Consider the following 24560-nt stretch of genomic DNA (forward strand, 5'->3'; position numbering starts at 1 on the left):
GGGCGACGGATGACCACACACGCTGCAACCACGCAAGGCAAGTTCCACAAGCGGCTGAGTCTGACCGACCTGACCTTTATCGGGCTGGGTTCGATCTTCGGCTCCGGGTGGTTGTTTTCGGCCAGCCACGTGTCCTCGATTGCAGGGCCGGCCGGCATCGTGTCCTGGATCCTCGGCGGCATCGCGGTGCTGCTGCTCGGGCTGGTGTATTGCGAACTCGGTGCGGCGTTACCGCGTGCGGGCGGGGTGGTGCGCTACCCGGAGTATTCGCATGGCGCCTTGCTCGGCGCGCTGACCGGCTTCATCACGCTGATCGCGTTTTCCAGCTTGATTGCGATCGAAGTGGAAGCGGCGCGGCAATACGCAGCAGCGTGGTTCCCGTCGTTGAGTCAAGCAAATAGTACGCACCCCAGCGTGTGGGGCTGGCTGGTGCAGTTGGCCTTGCTGGTGCTGTTTTTCCTGCTCAACTATTTCAGCGTCAAGACGTTCGCGTTGGCGAACAACATCGTCAGCATCTTCAAGTTTTTGGTGCCTATCCTGGTGATCGTACTGCTGATGCGGCATTTCAATGCAGATAATCTCACCGTGCATGGGGTCGCACCCTCGGGCATGGCCGGCGTGGAAGCGGCGATCTCGGCCGGCGGCATCATCTTCGCGTACCTGGGGCTGACCCCGATCGTGTCGGTGGCCAGCGAAGTACGCGATCCACAGCGCAATATTCCCATTGCGCTGATCCTGTCGGTGGCGCTGTCAACGGTGATTTACGTGCTGCTGCAGCTGGCGTTTCTGGGCAGCATTCCTGCCGGGCAAATCGCACAAGGTTGGACTGGCATCGACAAGGCCTTCTCGCTGCCGTACCACGACATCGCCTTGGCCTTGGGCATGGCGTGGCTGGCCACGCTGGTGATCTGCGATGCGGTGGTCTCGCCCAGCGGCACCGGCAATATCTACATGAATGCCACGCCGCGCGTGGTGTACGGCTGGGCGCGGAGCGGTGGGTTTTTGCCGGGCTTGACGCGGGTGCACCCGGTGTCGGGCATCCCGCGTCCTGCGTTGTGGTTGAGCCTGGGCTTGTCGATCTTCTGGACGCTGCCGTTCCCTTCGTGGGAAACGCTGATCGGCGTGGTGTCGGCCGCCTTGGTGCTGAGCTACGCGGTGGCGCCGGTCGCGGTGGCGGCGTTGCGCCGCAGTGCGCCGGCGTTGCCACGGCCATTTTTCGTGCGCGGCCTGACGGTGTTGGGGCCGCTGTCGTTCATGGTGGCGGCGTTGATCGTGTATTGGTCCACCTGGCCGACCTTGTCGTGGCTGCTCGGCTTGCAGGTGCTCGCATTCGCGCTGTACGTGCTGTATCGCTTGCCCTCGCGTGAGGGGCGCACCCGATTGTTGCGGCAGGTGTGCGCGTCGTTGTGGCTGATCGTGTTCTTCGTGCTGGTGATGCTGGTGTCGTGGGCCGGCACGTTTGGCGGACACGGCTGGATCGCGTACCCGTTCGATACGCTGAGCGTGGCAGCGATTGCGTTCTTCATTTACCACTGGGGCGCGCGCAGCGGGTTGCGCAGCGACGAGCTGGCGCTGGAGGAAGACGATGGTGAGTGATGCGCGCCGCAGCGCATCTGCGTTGTGCCGGTGGCGTGCGCTGGTTGCGTGCATCGTGGTGTGGTCGGGTGTGGCACAGGCTGCGCCTAGCGTTGCCGATTACCAACGCTCGCTGGGCCTCCGCGAACAGTGGATCACGCTGACAGAGAATGTCGCCTGGCCGGCGCAGTGGCAGGACGACGGCAGGTTCTATTACCGCAAGACAGTGCCGGGCGGCTTCGTATTCGTCAGTGCCGATGTGGCCACGCTGCAGAAGCAGCCGGCCTTCGATCAGGCACGGGTGGCACAGGGCCTGAGTGCAGCAACCGGTAAGACCTATGCGCCGCTGCGGCTGCCGTTCGAGCGGTTTTTCTTTTCAAAAGAGGGCGAACGCAGCGACGGTGCGATTATCTTTGCACTGTACGATGCGGCCTGGCGCTGCACGCTGACCACTTACCACTGCGCGCCCGATGCACGGCCGCAGGCGCAGTCACGTCCACGCGGTTTCGGCGTGGTGCGCGACCCGCTGGTGCCGGCCGACACCACGCCGTCTCGCTCGCCGGATGCCAGGTGGGAGGTGCTGGCCGATGGTTGGAACCTGATGCTGCGCCGTGTCGCCGATGGGCAGGTAACCCGGCTCAGTAGCGACGGCCGTGCCGATGATTATTTCGACCTGGAGAGTGTTGCCTGGTCGCCGGATTCGCAGCAGCTGGCGGTCTATCGCGTGCGCCCCGGGCTGGCCCGCCGTGTCACCCGCGTGGAGGCCGCACCGGCCGGTGGCGGACAACCGGTGGTGCACACCCAGCTATATCCCAAGCCAGGCGATGCGGTGGATGTGGAGCGGCCAGTGCTGTTCGCGCTGGACGGCACACGGCGCGATGTGGAAACGGACATGTTCGACAACCCGTATTCGCTGTCGCCGCTGCAGTGGCGCAGCGATGGGCGCAGTGTGGCGTTCGAGTACGTGCAACGCGGCTTCCAGCGTATGCGCGTGATTGCGGTGGATGCCCGCAGCGGGCGCGCGCATGTGGCAGTTGGCGAAGACGCCCGCACGTTCGTCTATGCCGACCGCAGTTTTCGCCACGACGTGGATGGGCGCGGCGATGAGGTGCTGTGGATTTCCGAACGCGATGGCTGGCGGCACCTGTATCTGTTCGATGGGCGTAACGGCCAGCTGAAACGCCAGCTCACCCGCGGGCCGTGGGTGGTACGCGATGTACTGCGCGTGGACGATATGCAGCGCCGCATCTGGTTCACCGCCAGCGGGATGGATGCGGGTAAAGACCCGTACTATCGGCAGCTGTACAGCGTGGATTTCGATGGCCGCCGGTTGGTGCGCCTGACCCACACCGATGCCGACCATGATGTAGCGATTGCCGATGACGGCCAGCATTACGTCGATGTCTATTCGCGTCCGGATCTGCCGCCGGTGATGGAGCTGCACGCCATCGACGGGCAACTGCTGCACACCGTGGAGCGCGGCAACATCGACAAGCTGCAGGCCGCCGGCTGGCGTGCGCCGGAGACCTTCATGGCCAAGGGTCGCGACGGCAGCACCGACATCTGGGGCATGGTGGTACGCCCGCGCGATTACGACCCGCGCAAACGCTACCCGGTGATCGAAAACATCTACGCCGGGCCGCACGATGCCTTCGTGCCCAAGACGTTCTGGCCGTTCGGTTATCACTCCGGTGGCGACAAGCAGATCGGCATGCAGGCGCAGGCCGATCTGGGTTTCATCGTGGTGATGATCGACGGCATGGGCACCGCCAATCGCTCCAAGGCGTTTCACGATGTTGCGTGGAAGAACCTGGGCGATTCCGGCTTTGCCGATCGCATCGCCTGGCATCGTGCACTGGCGGCCAAGGATCCGTCTTACGACATCAGCCGCGTGGGCATCTATGGTGCGTCGGCGGGGGGGCAGAGCACGCTGGGAGCGCTCGAACGTCATCCGGAGTTCTACAAGGTGGGCGTGGCGTTTGTGGGGTGCTACGACAACCGCATGGACAAGATCAGCTGGAACGAGCAGTGGATGGGCTGGCCGGTGGACGCGAGCTACGTGGAGGCGTCCGGCGTGGTCAATGCGAGCAAGCTGCAAGGCGACCTGCTGCTGATTGTCGGCGAGCAGGACAGCAATGTGGATCCAGCGTCCACCGCGCAGGTGGTCGATGCCTTGATCAAGGCCGGCAAGGAGTTCGATCTGCTCAATGTGCCAGGTGGCGAGCATACGGTGGGCCGCTCCAGCGGGCCGATCGATTACGTGCAACGCCGCCAGTACGACTTCTTCGTGCGCCATCTGCGCAACGAGCCCACGCCGCACTGGAATTCCCTGCCGTCGGAGGCGCAATGATGCGTTTGTTTGCTCGATTCAAGCCACAACGGCGCGGCCGGGTTGCCGGCTTTTTGTGGTTCGTCGCGCTGCTGTCGGGCAACATGCCGCTGCTTGCCATCGCAGAAGAACTGCCATGCGTCGTCACCCAGAACGGGCGCCATGCGGTCTTCGTCGATGGTGCGCCGTGCACCAGCTTGGCCGCGCAACTGCACAACTCCAGCGCATGGCCAGCGGTGTTGCCGCAAGCCCTCGACGACGTGGTGGCTCTGCATGCCAATACGCTGGAAGCACCGGTGTATTGAGCGCAATTCGAGCCGGAACAGGGGCGCTTCGACACCACGAACGTGGACGTGCTGATTGCCGGGGCCCGCAGGCGCGGCCTTGCTGTGGTTCGGCAGCTGGAAGAACGGCCAGATGCATGACGTGCCGGAATGGATCAAGCGCAACGAGGCGACGTACCCGCGCATGCGCGACGCCAACGGCGAGCCGGTGGATGTGTTGTCGCCACAGCCAACATGCAGGCCGATGCGCGCGCGTTCACTGCGTTGATGCAGCATCTGTGCAAGGTCGATGGCGACCGCCACACCGTGATTCTGGTGCAGGTGGAAAACGAGCCGGGCGCGGTCGGCACCGTGCGCGACCACGGCCCGGCCGGCGAGGCGGCGCTCGCACAACCGGTGCCGGCCGAGATTGCGCGCGCGGTGGGTAAACCGCAGGGCAGCTGGCAACAGGGGTTCGGCGCCGAGGCTGCGTAAGCCTTCAATGCACATGCAACCGCCGCGTACATCGAGCAGAGGTGGCCGCCGCCGGCAAGCGTGTGAACCCATTGCCGCTCTACGTCAACACCTGGTTGCGCTACAAGGGCAAGCGGTATCCGGGCATGGACTATCCGTCCGGCGGCACCACGGTGAACATGGTCGCGCTGTTGCGCGCGGCCACGCCGTCGATCGATTTCATCGGCACCGACATCGACACCAACGATTACAACGAAGACACCAAGGTCATCGGCCAATACGCGCGACCGGACAACCCGGCCTGGGTGTCGGAAACAGGCTTCGGCGCCGCCACCGCACCGTCCCTGTTTCATGTACTGGGGCAGGGCGGCGTCGGCTTTTCGGTATTCGGAATGGATGGCAACCCCGATAGCGAGGCCAACCGCGCAGCAAGTGCGGCCCATGCGGCAAACTTCAAACTGCTCGGCCCGATGCAGCGGATTCTGGCGCAGGCCGCCTTCGCCGGCCGTCTGCAGGCGGTCGCCGAGCAATCCGGCGCGCCGCAGCGCACGCTGCGTTTCGGCGAATGGGAGGCCAAGGTCTCGTTCGGCGCGCCCATGTGGGGCGATGCGCCGCCCATTCTGCCCGGCAACGACGACCACGCCGGCCGGTGACTGGTGGCGCAGCTTGGGCCGGAGGAATTTCTGGTGACCGGCATGGCCGCACGCATTGAATTTTCCCGCAACGCGGCCGATACCCGTCATGGACAACTGTTGCGGGTGGAGCAGGGGCGGTATGGCGACGGGCGCTGGCAGGTGCAAAAGCAGCTCAACGGCGACCAGACCGATGACGGGCTCAACTTCGGGCGTGCGCCTGCGGACGGCAATGTGCCTGTGGTGTTGCCGGTTCGGGTGGGTACTCACTGCGCCGTGCTGATCGTGTTGTTGCCGCCTTCCGCCTGTTGTCTGCAATGGGTTGAGCCTTGTTCGAAACCACTCACCGCCACACCGGAGTCACCATGAGCATCAGCAGCATCGCAAGTTCCGGAATGCAGGTCGCCGCGCTGCGTCAGCAGGTAGCCGCCAGTAATGTGGCCCGTCTGCCGGTGGACGGCAGCCAACGTCAGTCTGTCGCGGCTAGTACGCAGGCCAATGGCGGCGTGGCAGCGAACGTGGTGAATGTCAGTGCCGACCCGTCTGCGCCAGCGACCGATCTGGTCGAAGGTGTATCGGCACGCAACGATTTCCAGGCAAATGCCAATGTGTTGCGTCGCTCCGACGAGATGCTGGGTAGCTTGTTGGACGTGTTGACCTAGCCGGTTCGGCCTACACGACGACGGTCTTCGACCTGTTGCATTGGATGCATGGCGCGTTCCGCAAGCGATCAGTGCACAGCGCCCCCACTCTGCCGGTTTGCTGCAGGGGTCTTGCCCACCCACCATCGCAGGACACGCTTTTCCCGACGGTCCCCGGGTCTGGCCGATTGCCGCGATGGCTGCCGGCACGCTCTCCTTTGCCGCGCTCAGCTGGGTCGCAACACCTCGGCCAAGCGCGCACCATCGGGCGCACCCAACCCAGTATTGGCATCCCAGCCGGTACAGGCGCGGAAGCCGGCGTTGTCGCCTGCCACGATGTCGCGGAATGCGCCCGGCTGGCCGTACAGGCGCGGCAGCACGAAATGGGGCTGCATGCGGTTTGCGCCGTAGATGCGCGCAAGCAGGGCCGCCCATAATGGTGCAGCGGCACTGGTGCCGCCCATCACTGCCGGCTGCCCGTTGATCGACAGGTAGTAGCCGGTCTGCGCATCGGCGTTGGCCGCCACATCGGGAACACCACGCATGCGCAGCTGGCGTGACTGCTGCTGTGCATCGGTCAGACGCAGATCCTTCTGCCAGGCTGGTCGTGCAAAGAACCTGCTTTCTCCACCGCCGCCGTTCGCCCATGCCTGCTCGTTGGCGCTGTCCGCCGTCACCTGGAGCCGAGTGCCGCCGCAGGCGAGCACGAACGGGCTGGATGCGGGAAAGCAGACATTCAATCCTGGCTGCCCGTCGCCGGCGCCGTCGTCGCCCGCGGCAATGCACACGGTGATGCCCATCAATGCAGCGGCCTGAAACGCACAGTCGTAGGCCTGGCGCGATTGCGGCGTCCATTGCGATTCGGTGAAGCCCCAGCTGATCACGATGATTCCCGGGGCATGCTCGGTGTCGTGGATGGCGGCGTTGATCGCTTCCAGAAAGCCGTTGTCGGTGTTGGGTGCGAAATACACCACCAGTTTGGCGCCCGGTACGAGCGCCCCGGCGATCTGGATATCCATCTGCGCTTCGACATCGGCATTTGCCGTACCGTGACTGACGGTGTTGGTGGCGCCGGGCAACAGCACATCCACCAGCGTCGGCATGGGGATGCGCAGCTGCGCGAAATAGGCGGCCATCTGCTCGCGTGCATAGCCGCCGCCCAGCACGATGATGCCGATGCATTGCCCGTGACCGTCGTGCTCGGGAAAGCCGTACAACTGCGCCAGCTGCGGTGGCGTGTACTGCATGATGGGGCCATCTTCCGGCGATGCCGGCGTGGGCGGCGGCGTCGCGGTCGGCAGGGATGCGCTTGCGTCAGGCACGCTGGGCAGCGTCTGCGCCTGCGGGCGCGCGTCCAGCCCCAGCACGGCGGTGACGATACCGGTGAGTGCCTGCGGAATCGATACAGGGCCGGTGCGGCCGCGATAGCGCGATGTGCCGTGCACGTATTCGCGCAGGCAGACATGGAACGCGGCCTCGCATTGCTGCACAGTGCCTTCAAGAATGACGTTGCCACTGTCTGCATGCGAATGTTCGACCGCCAGACCATAGCTGGCGGCAAAATCGGCAACGGCCTGCAGATCTGCCGCGCTGGCGGCGAAGCGTTCGCTGAACGCCGCGCGCGTCAATGCAACCGGTAGCGTGTTGGGCTGCAGCTGCAGCAGTGCATCGGCAGCGGCATTCAACGCCGGCATCCGCACCGCGAGCAGGACACGCAGGCGTTCGTCCTGCGGCGGTTTGCCGGCCTCCAGGATGGAGGGGACGGTGTGGCGCTCACTGCCAGCGAGGACTGTGTGCATGCGGGGAGACTTCCATTTAGGTGAGTGAGCCGAGGTGGGTTGGTGCATGTCGGAATGTAGCCGTTGCATGCTGCATGAACACTGCAACAAGCACCGCTGCCAGCGCACGGCCTTCTGCATTCAATGCCATGTGCGGGTGATAGGTGCAGCCGGTGCCACGTGCGATGGACTGCAATGCGAAGCGCTGAGGCATCGATTGGTGGGCCACCGGTCAATGACACCCAACGGCAGTGGGGTGCCGCAGGATCAGCATTGCCCGCTTCCGCCTCAGATCCTGCGACAGGGTGTCGCGTGGCTTGCAGCGCTGCCGGCCCTGGCGCATCCACGGCCGCCGCGAGTACACCGTTCAGCTGCCCACGCACAGTAGCGATGTGCAGATTTCCGCATGGGTGTCTGACCGCTGTCACAAGACGCGGTGCGTGAAGGCGCGCACGATGGGCCACGATCATTCGAGGGCGCAACGATGGACCGTAGAACCTTTTTGCGTCAGGGTATGGCCGCCACTGCGGCTGTTGGTGCGGGTGCCGTCCTGGCAATGCCGGCCACAACTGCCGCAGCAGCGGCGCTGCCTGCGCCAGTGCTTCCCCGGCTGGAACCGCTGCCTTCGGCCGCGCATGTCGGCATCAGGCTGTGCAGCTTTACTCACCTGCAACAGCACTGGACGGTCTACGAGCATCTGGACGACGCGCAAGGCCAGCTCACGGTGTGGAGCGACAGCGGCATGCTGCGGCTGGACAAGCGTACCGAGCCGGCGTATCCGGCCGAGGGCAAGCCATACTTCGGGTTGCCGCTGGCCGAGGTGGCGATGGCCGACGCCGACCTGCTGGCCGACCGCCTGCTGCGCGACGGCGACCCGGATGAGGCGCAGGTGCGCGATGTGGCGCCGCCGCCGGCTTCCTTGCTCGACCCCAAGGACAACGGCGGCCGTTGGCCTTGGACCACTTTCGTCGGCACGCGCGAAAGCCTGGACACCATGCCGATCCTGCCCAATGGCCGCAGCCGCACTTCGCGGCCGGAACACGCGTTTGCCGAACTTGGCGAAACGGCGCTGATCAAACGCCGCGAAGAAGGCGTGCTCGGCGGCTGGATGCCGGCGGTGCGCAAGGTGATGCGCTGCGAGGGCGAGCCGGACAGCTGGTACGACGTGTTGGTGTTTGCCGATGTGCGGGCACGCGATCGCTTCGTGGTGCAGACCTGGCACCGCACGATGAAGGTCAAGGCCGGCGCCATCGTCGCGGTGCACTACACGCACAGCTACCCCGAATTTGCGCCATCGCGCAGCGCCGCCACGGCCGAACAGTTCTACGCGGCGTTGATCGATTTCGCGGCGTACTGGCAGCAGGCGCTGGACGGCACCGTGCAGGCGCAGCTCCCCGATGCCAGCTGGAACGACATGGCGCAGTTCGCGTTCGCGCGTGAGCTGGTGGTACGTCCCGGCGGCGATTACCCCAAGTACGGCGCGGTGGAACGCGACTATTACGGCAACGAATACGACGGTTTCCAGGACACTTTCACCAGTTCTTTCTACGCCAATCTGGAGTGGGGCCGCTTCGCACAGGCTGCGGCGGTACTCGACAATTACTTCGATGAGTTCGTGCAGGACGATGGCCTGCCGAACATGCGTGGGCCGGAAGTGGGGCAATTCGGGCTGACCTTGTCGTTGCTGGCGCGGTATCTGCGTTACACCGGCGATGCGCCACGGCTGCGTCGCTTGCTGCCCAAGATTACCGCTACCGCGCAGGTGTTGTGCGCCTTGCACGACCAGGCGCTGGCATTGCCGCGCACCGCACACGGCTATGGCCTGCTGCACGGCTGGAACGAATCCGATGCCTGCCTGTTTCCCGATCCATCGCTGTGGTGGAAGCCGTATTACGCCAACAGCGCGTTGACCATCCGCGGCTGGGAAGACATTGCACAGGGATGGAGCACGCTCGGTGGCGATGCTGGCCAGGCCACCCAGTGGCAGCGCCGCGCGAAGCAACTGCGTGCGCGGCTGGAAGCCAGCCTGCGTGCCAATGTGCGTCGCGATCTCTCGCCGCCGTATGTGGGGCCGTTGCCCGGCACCAAACTGACCTTCCGCCAATCGCTGCTGCAGGAAAAGACCAGCGAACAGCAATGGCCGCACCGTGCGTATGCCGAGCTGCTGCAGGCCGATGTGTTGCCGGACGACCTGGCCCACCTGGTGATCGATTGCGTGCGCGGCCATGGCGGCACCAGCATTGGCGTGGTCGCCAATATCGCGCCGCCGGAGCCGGGTAGCCGCGACCTGCTCGGTTTTATTTCCTACGGCTATGCGCAACAACTGCTGCGTCTGGATCGCATCGAAGAATATCTGCTGTTCGTCTACGCGCACCGCTATCAGGTGCACACGCGCGGCAGCTGGACCGCCGGCGAAGTCAGTGGCATCACCGGTGGCATGCCGTTGTTTTGCATGCCTGCGCAGATGAGCATCCCGCTGCTGCTGCGCTGGATGCTGGTCAGCGACGACAGCGCGGGCGAGCAGTTGTTCCTTGCCCGCGCGGTACCGCGCGCATGGCTGGGCAGCGGTGCGCCGGTGGGCATCACCGCTGCGCCCACGCGCTGGGGCAAGGTCACCGTGACGCTGCGCACCGACGTTGCGGCGCGGTGCATCCGTGCCGATGTGCAGTTGCCCGAGCGCGCACCCAGGCGCACCTGGCTGACGCTGCGTGCTCCGGCAGGCACACGCCTGAAGCGCGTGCTGGTCGATGGCAAGCCGGTGCGACCGCAGGGCCCGCATGCTGATCGCGTCGCCCTGCCAAGCGCTGCTGCGTTGGTGCAAGTGCAGGCGTGGTACGTGTGAGCGTCGCTGCACGATGATCAAGCGTCGCTGATGCACGGCTGCATCGCACAAGATGCGGTCGCTGTGGTGCTGCAGACATCGCGCACCACAGTGCCACAACGTCGCTCGGCCGCAATGCTGCGTTCGTTCACAAGAGACCAGGACACATCGGATGACCGCACCGGCGTGTCACTGCTCAGGCAATGCAGGCATACCCGGAAGCAGGCAAAAGTACGCGATTTTCCGCATGCGTTTCGACTAAATTCGTCAAGACGGCGCGGCGGTGTTGCCGCAAGATTTTTTTAACGTAACGCATTTATGCTAGGTTACGTTAAAAAAATCTTGCGGCATGCGCTCTCAGGGGAGAGCGGTGCCGTTGCAGTTGCCGTCCTTGCATTCGTCGACACCTGTCGTTGAACCGACAGGTCGATGCAGTCGCTGTCGTGATCGATCTCCCATCTGTCCGCTGTTCCGGCGCGGCTTGGCCGTGCGCGGTTGCGCATGAAGGTGGGCCGTTCCCTGTGTCAGCACAAGGATTTCCGATGTCGCCCAGCCGCACTGTTGTTCTTGCCCAACGACTTGCCTTACAGAGCACTACGCTCGCTACAGCGCTGATGTTCGCGCTGGCAGTCACCGCGATGCCAGCTGCCGCGCAGCAGCGCAGCGATGACGCAGACGATGCCACTCAAACGTTGGATCAGGTCAACGTCACCGGCACCCATTTGCGCCGCGTCGATGCCGAAACCGCCAGTCCGGTGGTGGTGATCGACCGCCAGCGTATCGAAGACAGCGGGCAGAGCACGCTGGGGCAACTGCTGCAGCGCTTGCCGATGATGGCCGGCTTCCAGACCGGGCCTGCGCTCAATTCCAACTTCAGTCATGGCCGCGCGCTGGTGTCGCTACGCAATCTCGGACCAGAGCGCACGCTGGTGCTTGTCAACGGCCATCGCATGGCGGGGCCTGCCAGCAGCGTGGCATCAGCACCTGGCGTGGACGTCAACGCCATCCCCGCAGCGATGGTGGAGCGGGTGGAAGTGCTCACCGACGGCGCCTCGTCGGTGTACGGCTCCGATGCAATCGGCGGCGTGGTCAATGTCATTCTCAAGGACAGGTACGACGGTTTTGCTGCCACCGTGGACTACGCGCAAAGCTCGCATGGCGATGCCAATCGGCGCACGCTCGGGCTGGAATGGGGCAAGACCTGGGACCGCGGCGGTCTGATCCTGGGGCTTAGTCGCAACTCGATGAACCCGGTGTTCAATCGCGACCGCAGTTATGCGGCCAAGGCGGTGAAATATCTCGACGGACAGGTCGGCGAGATCCGCGGCGCCAACACCCGAGCCTTCCTGACCGACGGGCGCGTGCTGACACCGGTGGGTGGCGTCGCGCCGGGACCGGTCGGCGAAGATGCCTTCCGCCCCTACAATCGCGCCACCGACAGCTACAACGTCTACGACACGCAGTATCTGATTACCCCAATCCAGCGGACCAACGCTTCGCTGCACGGCAGTTTCGACGTGACCCAGGCGGTGCAGGCTTATGTGGATGTCTTCTGGACGCGCAGCAAGACGGTCTCGCGGCTGGATGCTTACGACCTGGAAATGCAGGACGCGGTGAACAACTACTACAACCCGTTCGGCGATCAACTGGACGCCTACTATGTGCGTTCCCCGCAGGCCAATACCCGCGTCTACACCTCCACCATGTTCCAGACCAATATCGTTGCCGGCCTGCGTGGGCGCCTTGCCGATAGCAGCTGGCAGTGGGATGCGGCCGCCGGCTATGCGAACTACAAGGACACCTTGGTACGTAACGGGTTCTCGGTGACATCCAAATTGAACAATGCGGTTGGCGCGTCGTTCCTGGACAACGATGGAGTGGTCAAGTGCGGCGCGCCCGGGGCGGTGATTGCCGGCTGCACGCCGATCAACGTCTTCAATCCCAATGATCCGGCCACCATCGCCGCATTGCGAGGCACCCAGCTGGCGGTGGATCTGATCGACAAGAGCCAGATGCGTTTTGTCGAGATCAGCGCCAACGGCGACCTGTTTAAACTGCCAGCCGGCGCGGTGCAGGCCGCGGTCGGCCTGGTGTATCGCACCAACAAGTTCGTACAGGGCACGACGAGTGATGTGGCCGCCGCCGATGCCGACGGCAATTGCGACTACAACGACGGCTGCATCCTCAAACAGGGGCGCGACGAGGCGGTAAGAGAGGCCTATGCAGAACTGCTGGTGCCGCTGCTGAAGGACGTGCCGTTTGCTGAGGTCTTGAATCTGAATCTCGGCTCGCGGTATTCCACGTACGACGCTTGGGGCAACACCACCAACAGCAAAGTCGCGATCGAATGGCGGCCGATTGCGAATCTATTGGTACGCGCCACCGGCTCGCAGGTCTTCCGTGCGCCGGCGTTGGGCGATTTGTATGGCTCGCCCTACAACACTGTGTTCGACACTACCGCCGATTTTCAGGACCCGTGTACGGGCTTCACCGGTGCGCCAAACCCGGCCTGCGCGAACGTGCCCAACGATGGCAGCTTCACCAATACCGCACAGTTCAATGTGGTTACCTCCGGCGCCAACAATGTGGGATTCAAGCTCAAGCCGGAGCGTGGCCGCTCCTACAATGTCGGGTTGGTCTATGACCCGGATCGGGTGCGTGGGTTATCGCTCAATGTGGATAGCTGGCGAGTCGTGCTGGACGACATGCTGAGCGGTGTCGGCGTGCAACAAGTGGTCAATGATTGCTTCGACGGCAGTGAATCTGCGTTTTGCCCACTGATTCAACGCGATACCGCAGGCCAACTGACGCGCGTGTCGGTGCCGTTCGCGTACAACAGTGGGAAGGTCGATACTCGCGGCTACGATGCAGGCATCCATTACACGCTGGCCAATACCGCTTGGGGCGCGTTTGCGGCGGAGGTGGATGCCACGTTCTTTTCCAGCTATCGCTTTGCGGGCGATGCGCATAACTACGTTGGCGAAAATTCCAGCTGGGGCAACATGCCACGCTGGCGCGCAGTCGCCAATCTGGCATGGGACAAAGGCCCGTGGCATGCGAGCTGGAACACACGTTACTTGGGCCGTACCGTCAACGGCAGCCAGTATGAGAATTTTTGCGCCGACACCAATGCCGATGGCAGTTGCGCCTATTTCCGGATCGGCTCGGTGGTGTATCACGACGCTTCGCTGAGCCGGAAGATTGCATCGCTGCATAGCACGCTTGCCGTAGGTGTCGACAATCTGGGCGACCGTAAGCCACCACGGTTCTACAGGTACTCCAATGCGGCCAATACCGAAGCGAGCACTTACGACACCCTGGGGCGGTATTTCTGGAGCCGCCTGCGAGTGGAGTTTTAGACGCGGCTGACAAAACAGAGCGAGCAGTCGGCGTGCGGATGTCGACGGCACGCGGAGATGTTCGCTTTGCGTCGCTTTACTTCGTGTTGAGCTATGTGCTCACAGCGTAAACAACTATGGTGAGTAGCGCTGCGTTACATGGGGTGCCATGCAGCGGGCAGTACCGCCGTTGTCTATCGTCGATGCGCGCCAGCCGCCGCATCGATCGCGCTGTCTTGCACGCTAATGGGATGGATGCATGAGGGAGTTACGCTGGACGTCGTTTTGGGCTCGGCACCGGCACCGGCGCTGGTTGCGCTTGACCCGGCGCACCGGCGCTGCTGCGCTGTTGTGGACATGCATCATGCTTGGCTGGTCACTTGCGGTCGCACAGGAAGCGCCGGTCGCCCAGCCCAACGCGATGATCGGCGAGCCGCTGTTCCGTGGCCTGGACCACCCGATACCCGACAGCGCGGTGCCGTTTGCGCCGGGCGGGCAACTGGCACGGATCTACGCTGCCGATGTTGCGCATGGCGCAGGTCAGGCGCCGGGCAATGATTTCTGGATCGACCGCATGCTGGCGCGCGAGGGAACCGGCGGTGGCTTCGACGATCGCAACGACTGGCTGTTTACCCGTGGTCGCGCTGCGTATCTGACGTATCACGCGCCTGATGCGCCGGGATTCGTCGGGCAGGTGGCGTATTGGCATTCCACCGATTACGACGCGTTGTTCCACATCTACACCACGCTGGGCAAGCGTCATGTTCAATGGAAGGAGCGTTCGCTGCAGCGGCGGCAGACACCGAGTTATTTCACGACGGTGTTCGAAGATGCCGGCGCAGGCGTGCGCATGCGGCTGGTCAAGTACATCACCGAACAGAACGTGGCGGTGGCCAGTGTCGTGCTGTCCAGTCTGGATGGCGGGGCGCACACGGTATCCCTACAAGCAGTCTCCCCGATTGCCCAGCATGCCGATGGCAAGGAGCTGACCGGCGCATTCGACGCCTACAACCACATCACGACGGTATTTCCGCGTTTATCCGGCGATGGATTCCATGTCGAGGGGCAACGCCTGGTTCGCGAGGTGGACATTCCCGCCAGCGGCGAAACCGCGGCAATCAAGTTGCAGCTTGGCATGCTGACCCGCGAGTTACCCGAAGCGCGCGCCGAGTACACGCGCATTGCCTCGCAAACGCCGCAGCAGGCCTACCAGCAGCATGTGGCCAGCTACAACCACTGGTGGGTGGACAACCTGCCGTACCTGGACACGCCTGACGAGAACATCAGCAAGAGCCTGTTCTACCGTTGGTGGGTACTGCGCTTCAACTTTCTCGATGCCAACGTCCCCGGCAACGACTATCAGTTTCCGGTCGCCATCGAGGGCGTGCTCGGCTACGACAATGCCATCGTGCTGACGGCCGGGATGTTCCTGGACGATCTGAAGTACCTGCGCAATCCGCTGTACGCCTATGGCACCTGGCTCAGCGCGGGCGAAACCGCGGGCGGCGGCAAGTACACCGACAACCCGGGCTCGCCGGAGAACTGGTCCAATTCCTACGCGCAATACATCACGGCCGCCGCATGGCGGTCGATGCAGATCCACGGGGGGCCGGCGGCGCTGGTGGGCAAGTTGGCACGCTATGGCAGCGGTGACGTGGATGGTGTGTTGGCCGCCTACGATCTCAATCACAACGGCTTGATCGAATACGACTGGGCAGCGATGACCGGTAACGACGCCGATGCGGTGTCGTTCGATTGGGCCGCTCAACACGGCCAGATCCGCATGGACCGCACCGAGAGCGCCTATGTCTATGCCAATGCGCAGGCGGCAGCGCAGGCCGCGGTGCTCGCAGGCGATACCGCCACTGCGCAGCGCATGCAGGCCACCGCGCGCCGCATCCGCAAGGCCACGCTTGAGGTGTTATGGCAGGATCACAGCGACACGCCCGATTCGGTCGGGCTCTATGGCGATCTGCTCAAGCATCGCCAGGCCGACGGTCCGCGGCTAGCGGTCGATTGGAAGGAAACCAACAACTACTATCCCTTCAGCGTGGGCTTGATGCCCAAGCACGGCGATAGCGACTACGACCCCAAGTATGTGCGCGCATTGCGGCTGTTCGCCGACGCAGCGCAATACCCGTTGTTTCCGTTCTACACCGCCAACCAGGTGGACATGCAGGCGCGCGGCAGCGGCACCGATGTGGGCAGCAATAATTTTTCCACCATCAATGCAACCGTGGCGTTTCGCCTGTTGGGCTCGGCCTTGCGCGATTATCCCAGCCCATATTTGAACGCGCAGAGCTATCGCAAATTGCTGTACTGGAACGCGTGGGCGCCCTTTATCAATGGCGACAACCGCTATCCGGACCAGAACGAATTCTGGGCCAAGGGCAGTGCCAGGAACGGCGGCAAGATCGGCTACCGCTCGTGGATCCACCATACCCAGCTGGGCGCGACCAACTTCACCATGATCGAGGATGCGATGGGCTTTCGCCCGCGCAGCGACGGCAAGATCGAGCTGTATCCTATCGATATCGGCTGGGATCATTTCGCCGCTGACAATCTGCGCTATCGCGACCGCAATCTGAGCATCGCCTGGGATCGCGATGGCAGCCACTACGGCGGACGGATCCCCAAGGGCTATAGCGTCTATCTGGATGGCCGCTTGGCGTTTCGCGTGGATCGGCTGGCACACGTGATCTACGACCCGGCCAGCGGGCAGGTGAGCCCAGCGCCGGATGCGGTCAATCGCAATGGTGCCGCGCAAGTGCTCCAAGCCCATCCTGCTGCAGTGGCCTCGATGACGCAGGTGTCGTTCGCCGCCGGCACGCGGATCGCGCAGATCCTGGCCAAGGCCGGTGTGGATGTGACCCTGCCACCAGCGCGTAGCCGCAACCTGGCGCAGGGCGCGCGTGTCAGCGCCAGTTTTGCTGCTGCTGGTTTGCCAGCAACGGCTGCGGTGGACGGCAGTACCGCCAGTACGCCGTTCTGGGGCACCGCAGGCTCGCCGTCCGCCAGCGACTGGATCGCACTGGACCTGGGCGGCATGCGGACGCTGGATCAGGTGGTGCTGTACTTCTATCGCAGCTCCTCGCCGGGCGGCGATCAGAACGGCTTTCCGTCCGGAACGCAGCCTGGCTACGCAGCACCGTGGGTCTACGCCGTGCAATATCAGGACGGCAGCGGGGCGTGGAAGACCATTCCCGGGCAGGTGCGCGATGCCACGATGGCTGAAGGCAATCGCAATCGGGTGCGCTTTCCCGCAATCCAGACCGCAGCGCTACGCGTGGTGGTGACCCATGCCGGCACGGCGCGCACGGGCATCAAGGAAATCCAGGTGTTCGACAGCGGCTTGCCGGCGCCGGCGTTCGCGGGCAACACGCCGCCGCAGGTGCAGGCGTGGCAGTTGGACACTCTCGGTGCCGATGGTGCGGTGGTGGTGCAGGCACGCGTCGGCGATGACGGCTTGCCCAATGGCTCGCTGCAGGTGCACTGGCGTGTGCAGCAGGCACCGGAAGGCGGCGATGCGGTGTTTGCCGATGCCGCTGCGCTGCAGACGTCGGTGCGTTTCACCCGTGCCGGGCAGTACACCTTGCGTCTGGTTGCCAACGACGGGGCGCTGATGGGGCATGCCGACGTGCAGGTCAACGCCCCGGCCTCTCGCCCGCTACAGAGCATCCCGTTGCAGGCCATGGCCAGTGTCAGTGCGCAACTCACAGGCATGCAGTACCGCGTGCAGGCCTTGAACGATGGGTTTATCCCAAAGGCAGGCAGTTTTCCCAGTGGCAGCCTGCGCTGGGGCAGTTACGGGCTCGACCAGCCGGCAACAGTGTGGTTGCAGTATCAGTGGCCACGACCTGTGCGGCTGTCGTCCAGTGCGCTCTATCTGTGGAACGACCAGCCCAACGGTGGGGTGGCCGCGCCTGCCAGCTGGAAGTTGCAGATGCTGCAGGACGGACGTTGGCAGGACATCGTCAGCAAGAGCGGGTACCCGATTGCCGCGGCGGCAACCGGCGCCGCAAGCACCGCCAGCTTTGCGCCGGTGGTGACCAACGGACTGCGCGTGGTGTTAACGACTCAGACCACGTCCGACGGGCACGCCGCCATTGGCGTAGACGAATGGCAGGCACTGTCTGAGCTGCCCAAGCAGATGGAGGCGATCGATCTGCGCACTGCTCCCGGGCAGACGCCGTCGCTGCCACAGGAGATCACCGCATTCTTTGCCGATGGCAGCGTGCTGCCGGTGGCGGTGCAGTGGTCCGATCTGGCCGCCAGCCGCCTGGGCCACGAAGGGGCGGTGGAACTGCAAGGCTTGGTGGAAGGCGCGATTCCCGTCAAGGCCACCATCTGGGTACGCGCAACGCCGCCCGGGCAGATCAATACCGTGCAGCCATTGCCGACGGTGACTGCGGTGGTCGGGCATGCACCGACGCTACCGGGTTTTGTCACGGTGCAATACAACGACGGTTCGCGTGAACGCTTGCCGGTGCAATGGCCCACGCTGGAAGCCGCGCGCTACGCACAGCCTGGCGAGATCCAGCTCACCGGCACTGCGCAAGGGCGTGCACCCGCCGGGAAAGTCTCGGTGCCGCTGGTATTGCAGATCCAGGCGGCTGCACCATGATGCGTCTGTTCTCCCGCGTGGTCGTACTGGCCTGCGGGTTGTCGCTGGCCAGCGCTCCGGCCTGTGCCGTGCAGCCGCCGCAGGGAACGCAGCTGCACGCACCCGGCAATCCCATCCTTGCCGACGGCAGCGAATATTCCGCCGACCCCGCGCCACTGGTGGCCGATGGCAAGCTGTACATCATTGCCGGCCGCGATACCGCTGCTCCCAATCTCAACGCGTTCGTCATGCCTGGCTGGCAACTGTTCGTCAGCAGCGATCCGGCTAGCGGTGAATGGACCCACTACCGCGATGTGCTGCGGCCCCAGCAAGTCTTTGCCTGGGCAGACAAGGGTCATGCCTACGCGTCCCAGATCGTGCAAGGCCCAGATGGGCGTTACTACCTGTATGCGCCAGTGCAGCAGCGCGATTCGCCCAACGCCGATCCTTTCGCGATCGGCGTGGCCGTGGCCGATAGCCCACTTGGCCCGTGGGCCGATGCACACCCGCAAGGTCCGGTGGTCTCACAGTCGGTGCCGGGCCGCAACGACATTCAGAACATCGACCCGACCGTGATGGTCGACGACGACGGAAGGGTGTATCTGTATTGGGGCACCTTCGGCGCGCTGTATGGCGTGGAGCTGCAGCACGACATGGTGTCCTTCAAGGGAAGGCCTGTTCTCGTTGACACGCTGGATGGCTATTTTGAAGCGCCCTGGCTGTTCAAGCGCAACGGCACCTACTACCTGGCGTACGCGGCTAACAACGCCGGTCGTCTTTCACCATGCACGCCCACGCTGTATCACGCGTGCATCGCCTATGCGAGCGCGCCAACACCGCTTGGCCCGTGGACGTATCGCGGCATCGTATTACCGCCGGTGTCCTCGACTACCTCGCATCCGGGCATCGTCGAATTTCAACGGCAGTGGTATCTGGTGTATCACACCGCCGACGCGCAGGGCGGCGGGCATTTCCGCCGCAGCGTGGCGATCGACCGGCTGGAATGGGACGACAGCACTCAACCGGCCAGCATCCGCACCGTCGTGCCGACGCGGCGCCCCATGCCGCCGGTGCCGCCCAAACGCAATCAAGCGCCGTCGGCCTACGCAACCGCGTCCAATGGGCCCGATATCCCGGTGCAGTACTGGATCGCCGCGCTCAACGACGGCATCGTCAAAGCCAATCCATTGCCGCCGGAGATGTGGGGCAGCTGGACGGAGAACAATCCACCGCAGCAATGGCTGCAATACAGCTGGGCGCAACCGATCACCCTGGATCGCACGCGCATCGTGTTCTGGGCCGACCACCCTGCAGGTGCCGACGTCGGCGTGGCGCCGCCAGCGCGCTGGCATCTGGAGTACCGGCACGCTGGGCGATGGCAGCCGGTGCAGCCGAGCGATGGCTATGGCACGCGCATCGATCACGATGAAGCGGTGTCGTTCGCGCCGGTGACGACGCGCTGCGTGCGTGTTGTGATGGATGCCTCTGGCAACGCGTCCAGCTACGCTGCGCTGGCGGTGCAGGAGTGGGAAGTGTTGGCACCGCAGCCACAACGCGTGCCACATGCCACTGCCGCCGACAGCAAGCGTTGCGATGCGCCGTGAAGCAGCTGCCAAAGCGTCAGCTGCGGCAGTCGAACGGTTGCTGAGGGCGCGTAGGCATCGGAGTGCACTGGCGGTATATGACGTTTTGGGGCTCAGATGCCGCACGCGCGCACGCACGTGCTTCGCGAACGCGCACCGGGTGTTCAGGCGTGCTTATGCGCTTCACGCCACATAGCCAGCAGAGGCTCCGGATGCAGATAGTCAGCGCACCAGCGCTGCCTGGCGACCCGCCGCAACATGCATCGAGTGTGTCTGCCGCAGCCATTGCAGCCAGGGGCTCGGCCATCGTCCCTCAACGCCAAGCTGTGTTCCACACTTTCCATGAGGTCGCAGGTGCCACATATCCCCGCCATGCGCTTACCCACCATCGCAGCGTGGTGCTTGTCTCTCGCACTCATGCCGCTCCTGTCAGCGACTGCAGCGCCGCTGGCAGCGCCCACGCCAGCGCAGTACGCGCAGGCAATGGGTTTGTCCGATCATTACGCCTCGCTGGTGGACCGGCAGCCCACGGCACCGGTGTGGGTGGATGCCGGGCATTTTCTGTATCGGCGTGAAGTGGCACGCAGCAACCAGCTGCCGGCGATCGAATACCGCTTGGTGGAAGCCGCCAGCGGCCGCAACACATTGGCCTTCGATCACGCGCGGCTGGCCGCAGCCTTGACGCAAGCCGGTGCCAAGGCGGTCGATGCAGGGCGCCTGCAGCTGGAGAAGCCCGTCCTGAAACAGCAGCGCCTGAGCTTCCAGTTGGCGAAGCTGGGCTGGCAATGCGATCTGCTGCGCGATCGCTGCGCACAGTTGCCCGAACGCGATGTGCCGGCCGAATCGATGGACATGCGCCTGCCGCTCAAGCAGGGCGAACGCCAGGCCATCGTGTCGCCGGATGGTCGCTGGCGCGCCTGGGTGGAACGGGCCAATCTGATCATCGCGCCTGTCGGAAGTAACGAGCGCAGCGTGCTCAGCCATGATGGCAGTGCAGAGGATTACTACGCGCTCGACAGCGTGGTGTGGTCGCCGGATTCGCAGCATCTGGCGGCGTATCGGGTCAAGGCGCCACCGCCGCGCATGGTGTATTACATCGAATCGGCGCCGGCCGATCAGGTGCAGCCGAAATTGCATCAGCAGGTCTACCCCAAGCCGGGCGATGCGTTGCCGGTGATGCAGCCGGTGTTGTTCGACGTCGCCACGCACGCAGCGTATTCGGTAGCGATGACCCTGCTGCCCAATGCCTTCACCTTGAGCGAGATGGTCTGGTGGAAGGACAGTCGCGGGCTCACCTTCGAATACAACGCACGCGGCCACCAGCTGTACCGGGTGATTGAAGTCGATGCACGCACCGCCGCCGCGCGCACGCTGATCGAAGAAACTTCGCCTACGTTTATCGAATACTCCGAGCTCAGTGGCGTGCATGAAAACGGCGGTAAGCACGCACGCCAGGATCTGGACGATGGCGCGCAGATCGTGTGGGCATCCGAGCGCGATGGCTGGGAGCATCTGTATCTGTACGACGGCCGCAGCGGCGAGGTGATCCGCCAGATCACCCGTGGCGACTGGGTAGTGCGCAAGCTCGATCGCATCGACGAAGCCGCAGGGCAGGTGTACTTCACTGCCTCCGGCATGCAGCCCGGCGAAGACCCCTATGACCGCCACGCCTATCGCATCGGCCTGGACGGCAGCGGGCTCACCGCACTGACGCCGGTTGCTGCCGATCATGAGGTGCGCTATTCGCCGGATGGAAAGTGGATGCTGGACCTGTACTCGCGGGTGGATCTGGGCCCGGTACTGGAGCTGCGGCGCAGCGCAGATGGCAGCCTGGCACGCACCGTGGAGCGCACCGACCTGAGCCGCCTGCTGGCGGCAGGGTGGCAGGCGCCGCTGCCGTTCCATACCACCGGGCGCGATGGCAAGACCGACATCTGGGGCGTCATCTATCGCCCGCTGCAGCTCGATCCGCAGCAGCACTACCGCGTCATTGAAGACATCTATGCCGGTCCGCAGGGCTCATTCGTCCCCAAGAGTTTCAGCACCGCCACACCATCGCTCACCGGGCTGGGTTTTGCGGTGGCATCCATCGATGGCATGGGCACCAACAACCGATCGCGCGCCTTCCACGATGTGGCCTGGCGCAATCTCAAGGACGCAGGGTTGCCGGACCGGATCGTCTGGCACAAAGCTGCTGCCGCGCACTACCCGTGGTATGACATCCACGGCGGTGTCGGTGTGTACGGCACCTCGGCAGGCGGTCAGAACGCACTGGGGGCGCTGCTGTTTCATCCGGAGTTCTATGTGGCGGGCGTGGCCAATTCCGGTTGTCACGACAACCGCATGGACAAGATCTGGTGGAACGAGCAGTGGATGGGCTGGCCGGTAGGCCCGTGGTACGCCGAATCGTCGAACGTGGAGCACGCCGCACGTCTGCAGGGGCATCTGTTGCTGGTTACCGGCGACATGGATATGAATGTCGACCCTGCCAGCACCTTCCAGGTGGCCGACCGCTTGATCAAGGCCGGCAAGGATTTCGATCTGCTGGTCGTGCCCGGCGGTGATCACGGTGCCGGCGGCGTCTACGGCAAACGCCGTGTGCTGGATTTCTTCCTGCGCTGGATGCAGCAAGCGCCAACGCCGGAGTGGAATCGCACCGCAGCAGCACCGGTCGCAGCGTCGCCGTGATGCGCGCGCGTCGCGGCTCGCGTGCTTTGATTTGATCGCATGCGCAACGCATCGAGCACGATGCCCGGCCTGCGTGCCGGTTCTCGTCATCTTCATCTGCACCCCAGTCGCCGCACAGCAGTGCGCATGCGTGCGGGCGCAAGCGCGGTCACACCACAACGCATGATCGTTCAGTTGCAAAACATGCTGTTTTCCGCATGCGCTGTCGCCAAATGCGACAAGACGCAGCGTCTACGCACAGGCACATTGTGACCAACTGCTGAAACTGGAGCGCACGGGCGCATCCAGTGCGAAACCCACTTCCTTTCCGACAACAGGCATTGCTGCGCGGCCGTTCGGTCGCCTGTGTCGCAGGTTGTCTGCGTGTCTGCACCACGGCCGCGGCCCGTGGTTGGCTGCAGCATGCCTCGCCATCTAGGTCGACCTGCGCCGCTGTATGCCGGCACGGGCGTGTGTTGCCCATCGTTTTGTCTGTCATACCACGCAGGAGCACTGCATGCCGATGTTGCCGTTCTCCCGCACCACCGGCACGACCACGCAGCCGTTACCGAGCAGGCTCGCCACCGCGTTGTTGCTGGCGCTGTCGGCAGGTGCGGCAGCGCCGGTGTCTGCGCAACAGGCCACCGGTGGCGATGCAACGCAGACGCTGGGCAGCGTGGTGGTCACCGGCTCGCGCTTGCGCCGCGTGGATACCGAAACTGCCAACCCTGTGGTCATCGTCAGCCAGCAACAGATCGCCGCCACCGGCAAGGCGACCGTGGGCGATTTGTTGCAGGAATTGCCATCCATCGCCGGCAACGCCACCAACCCGTATACCAACAACGGCGGCGGTACCTGGGCTTCGGCCATCTCGCTGCGTGGCCTGGGCGACAAACGCACGCTGGTGCTGGTTGACGGCATTCGCCTGGCTTACAACGACGTCAATGCCATTCCTTCGAGCATGATCGAACGCATCGAGGTGCTCAGCGATGGCGCCTCTGCGGTCTACGGCTCCTATGCGATCGGCGGCGTGGTCAACTTCATCCTGCGCTCGCGCTTCGATGGCGTGCAGTTCAGCAGCGACGTCGGCACCAGCAGTGAGGGCGACGGCAACCGACGCAACCTCACGCTGACCACCGGCAAGACCTGGGAGCGCGGCAGCCTGATCGGCAGCCTGTCGTATCACAACATCGATGCGGTGTCGGCAGCGGCGCGCCATGACTCCAAGGATGCGCTCGCGCTGACCAATGGCCAACCGGTGAAGCAGGGCTCCTCCGCCACGCCCACCGGCACGGTCAATTTCAACGACGGGTCGGATCAATCTCAGCTGCTCGCGCCATCCAATGGCTGCGGGCGCGCCACCCTCAGCAGCGGGGTCAGCGGGCGCGCCGGCCCGAACGATTTCCACTGTTACAGCGCCAGCGCGGACTCCTACAACTACGGGTCTGTCAAGCCAACTGTGTAAGCAGGTTTTTCATAGCGCATTCATCGGCACGCGTTCTTCGCCGAACATCACCTGGAAGCTTTGCAGAGCCGGTTTCCAGTGATGGATGGACCGCCAGTTCTTCGATGCCTCGCGCACGGCCAAAAACAACGATTTGAGCGCCGAATCGTCGTTGGGGAAAATACGCCGGTTGCGGGTGAGCTTGCGCATGACCATGTTCAACGATTCGATGGCATTGGTGGTGTAGATCACCTTGCGGATCTGCGGCACGAACTGCAAGAACGGGATGATGTTGTCCCAGTTGCCCCGCCACAAGCGGACCACCGCACGGTATTTGTCGCCCCACTGCGTGTCCAGCGCCTCCAGTTCCGCCGCCGCTTCTTCCGCCGTGGCCGACTGATAGATGCGCTTG

At 64.1% G+C, this 24560-nt stretch carries 10 protein-coding genes and 2 pseudogenes; 10 read left to right on the plus strand and 2 right to left on the minus strand.

Annotated elements, in window-relative coordinates:
• Window positions 1-9: 9 nt before the first annotated feature.
• The 4 genes and pseudogenes from WJW29_RS11315 (at window position 10) to WJW29_RS11330 (ending at window position 5935) form a co-directional block, all read left to right on the plus strand.
• Window positions 10-1596 carry an APC family permease gene (locus tag WJW29_RS11315; protein WP_011259659.1) on the plus strand — a complete coding sequence of 529 codons (1587 nt, stop codon included), beginning with the start codon at window positions 10-12 and terminating at the stop codon, window positions 1594-1596.
• Window positions 1586-3925 carry a S9 family peptidase gene (locus WJW29_RS11320; protein WP_011259658.1) on the plus strand — a complete coding sequence of 780 codons (2340 nt, stop codon included), beginning with the start codon at window positions 1586-1588 and terminating at the stop codon, window positions 3923-3925. The genes WJW29_RS11315 and WJW29_RS11320 overlap by 11 nt, the downstream gene beginning before the upstream one ends.
• A pseudogene (locus WJW29_RS11325) lies at window positions 3925-5642 on the plus strand (DUF5597 domain-containing protein). Before WJW29_RS11320 ends, WJW29_RS11325 begins: the two are co-directional and overlap by 1 nt.
• Window positions 5639-5935 carry a hypothetical protein gene (locus tag WJW29_RS11330; protein WP_011409006.1) on the plus strand — a complete coding sequence of 99 codons (297 nt, stop codon included), beginning with the start codon at window positions 5639-5641 and terminating at the stop codon, window positions 5933-5935. Before WJW29_RS11325 ends, WJW29_RS11330 begins: the two are co-directional and overlap by 4 nt.
• Before the next feature lie 206 nt (window positions 5936-6141).
• Here the strand turns inward: WJW29_RS11330 and WJW29_RS11335 are convergent, their stop codons facing one another.
• Window positions 6142-7713, minus strand: a complete 1572-nt coding sequence (locus WJW29_RS11335) for a S53 family peptidase (RefSeq protein WP_011259652.1) — start codon at window positions 7711-7713, stop codon at window positions 6142-6144.
• 463 nt (window positions 7714-8176) lie between these two features.
• On the opposite strand from WJW29_RS11335, the gene WJW29_RS11340 reads away from it, so the two are divergent.
• From WJW29_RS11340 to WJW29_RS11365, 6 genes and pseudogenes are all read left to right on the plus strand, one after another.
• Entirely contained in the window at window positions 8177-10534 is a 2358-nt protein-coding gene (locus WJW29_RS11340; RefSeq protein WP_041182200.1) for a hypothetical protein, read from the plus strand.
• A gap of 521 nt (window positions 10535-11055) precedes the next feature.
• The gene (locus tag WJW29_RS11345; protein WP_041182199.1) at window positions 11056-13872 is read left to right on the plus strand and encodes a TonB-dependent receptor; all 2817 of its coding nucleotides are present in this window, start codon (window positions 11056-11058) and stop codon (window positions 13870-13872) included.
• A 238-nt stretch (window positions 13873-14110) separates the two neighbouring features.
• Complete coding sequence (locus WJW29_RS11350) at window positions 14111-18475, plus strand: Ig-like domain-containing protein (protein ID WP_011409002.1); 4365 nt, start codon at window positions 14111-14113, stop codon at window positions 18473-18475.
• Window positions 18472-20058: a family 43 glycosylhydrolase gene (locus WJW29_RS11355; RefSeq protein ID WP_033013184.1), complete on the plus strand. Its 1587-nt coding sequence runs from the start codon at window positions 18472-18474 to the stop codon at window positions 20056-20058. Before WJW29_RS11350 ends, WJW29_RS11355 begins: the two co-directional genes overlap by 4 nt.
• Before the next feature lie 321 nt (window positions 20059-20379).
• Complete coding sequence (locus WJW29_RS11360) at window positions 20380-22725, plus strand: S9 family peptidase (protein WP_011259647.1); 2346 nt, start codon at window positions 20380-20382, stop codon at window positions 22723-22725.
• A gap of 496 nt (window positions 22726-23221) precedes the next feature.
• Window positions 23222-24145 (plus strand): annotated as a pseudogene (locus WJW29_RS11365) (TonB-dependent receptor plug domain-containing protein); the annotation flags it as partial.
• Window positions 24146-24178: 33 nt separating this feature from the next.
• Here WJW29_RS11365 and WJW29_RS11370 read toward each other — a convergent pair.
• Window positions 24179-24560: transposase (locus WJW29_RS11370; protein WP_181689904.1), on the minus strand; the 382-nt coding region annotated here is incomplete at its 5' end.

It is taken from the genome of Xanthomonas sp. JL1 (assembly GCF_038405005.1).

Coding starts and splice junctions, on each gene's coding strand:
- WJW29_RS11315 (WP_011259659.1), top strand. CDS start 10: ATGACCACACACGCTGCAACCACGCAAGGCAAGTTCCACAAGCGGCTG.
- WJW29_RS11320 (WP_011259658.1), top strand. CDS start 1,586: ATGGTGAGTGATGCGCGCCGCAGCGCATCTGCGTTGTGCCGGTGGCGT.
- WJW29_RS11355 (WP_033013184.1), top strand. CDS start 18,472: ATGATGCGTCTGTTCTCCCGCGTGGTCGTACTGGCCTGCGGGTTGTCG.
- WJW29_RS11335 (WP_011259652.1), bottom strand. CDS start 7,713: ATGCACACAGTCCTCGCTGGCAGTGAGCGCCACACCGTCCCCTCCATC.
- WJW29_RS11350 (WP_011409002.1), top strand. CDS start 14,111: ATGAGGGAGTTACGCTGGACGTCGTTTTGGGCTCGGCACCGGCACCGG.
- WJW29_RS11340 (WP_041182200.1), top strand. CDS start 8,177: ATGGACCGTAGAACCTTTTTGCGTCAGGGTATGGCCGCCACTGCGGCT.
- WJW29_RS11345 (WP_041182199.1), top strand. CDS start 11,056: ATGTCGCCCAGCCGCACTGTTGTTCTTGCCCAACGACTTGCCTTACAG.
- WJW29_RS11330 (WP_011409006.1), top strand. CDS start 5,639: ATGAGCATCAGCAGCATCGCAAGTTCCGGAATGCAGGTCGCCGCGCTG.
- WJW29_RS11360 (WP_011259647.1), top strand. CDS start 20,380: ATGAGGTCGCAGGTGCCACATATCCCCGCCATGCGCTTACCCACCATC.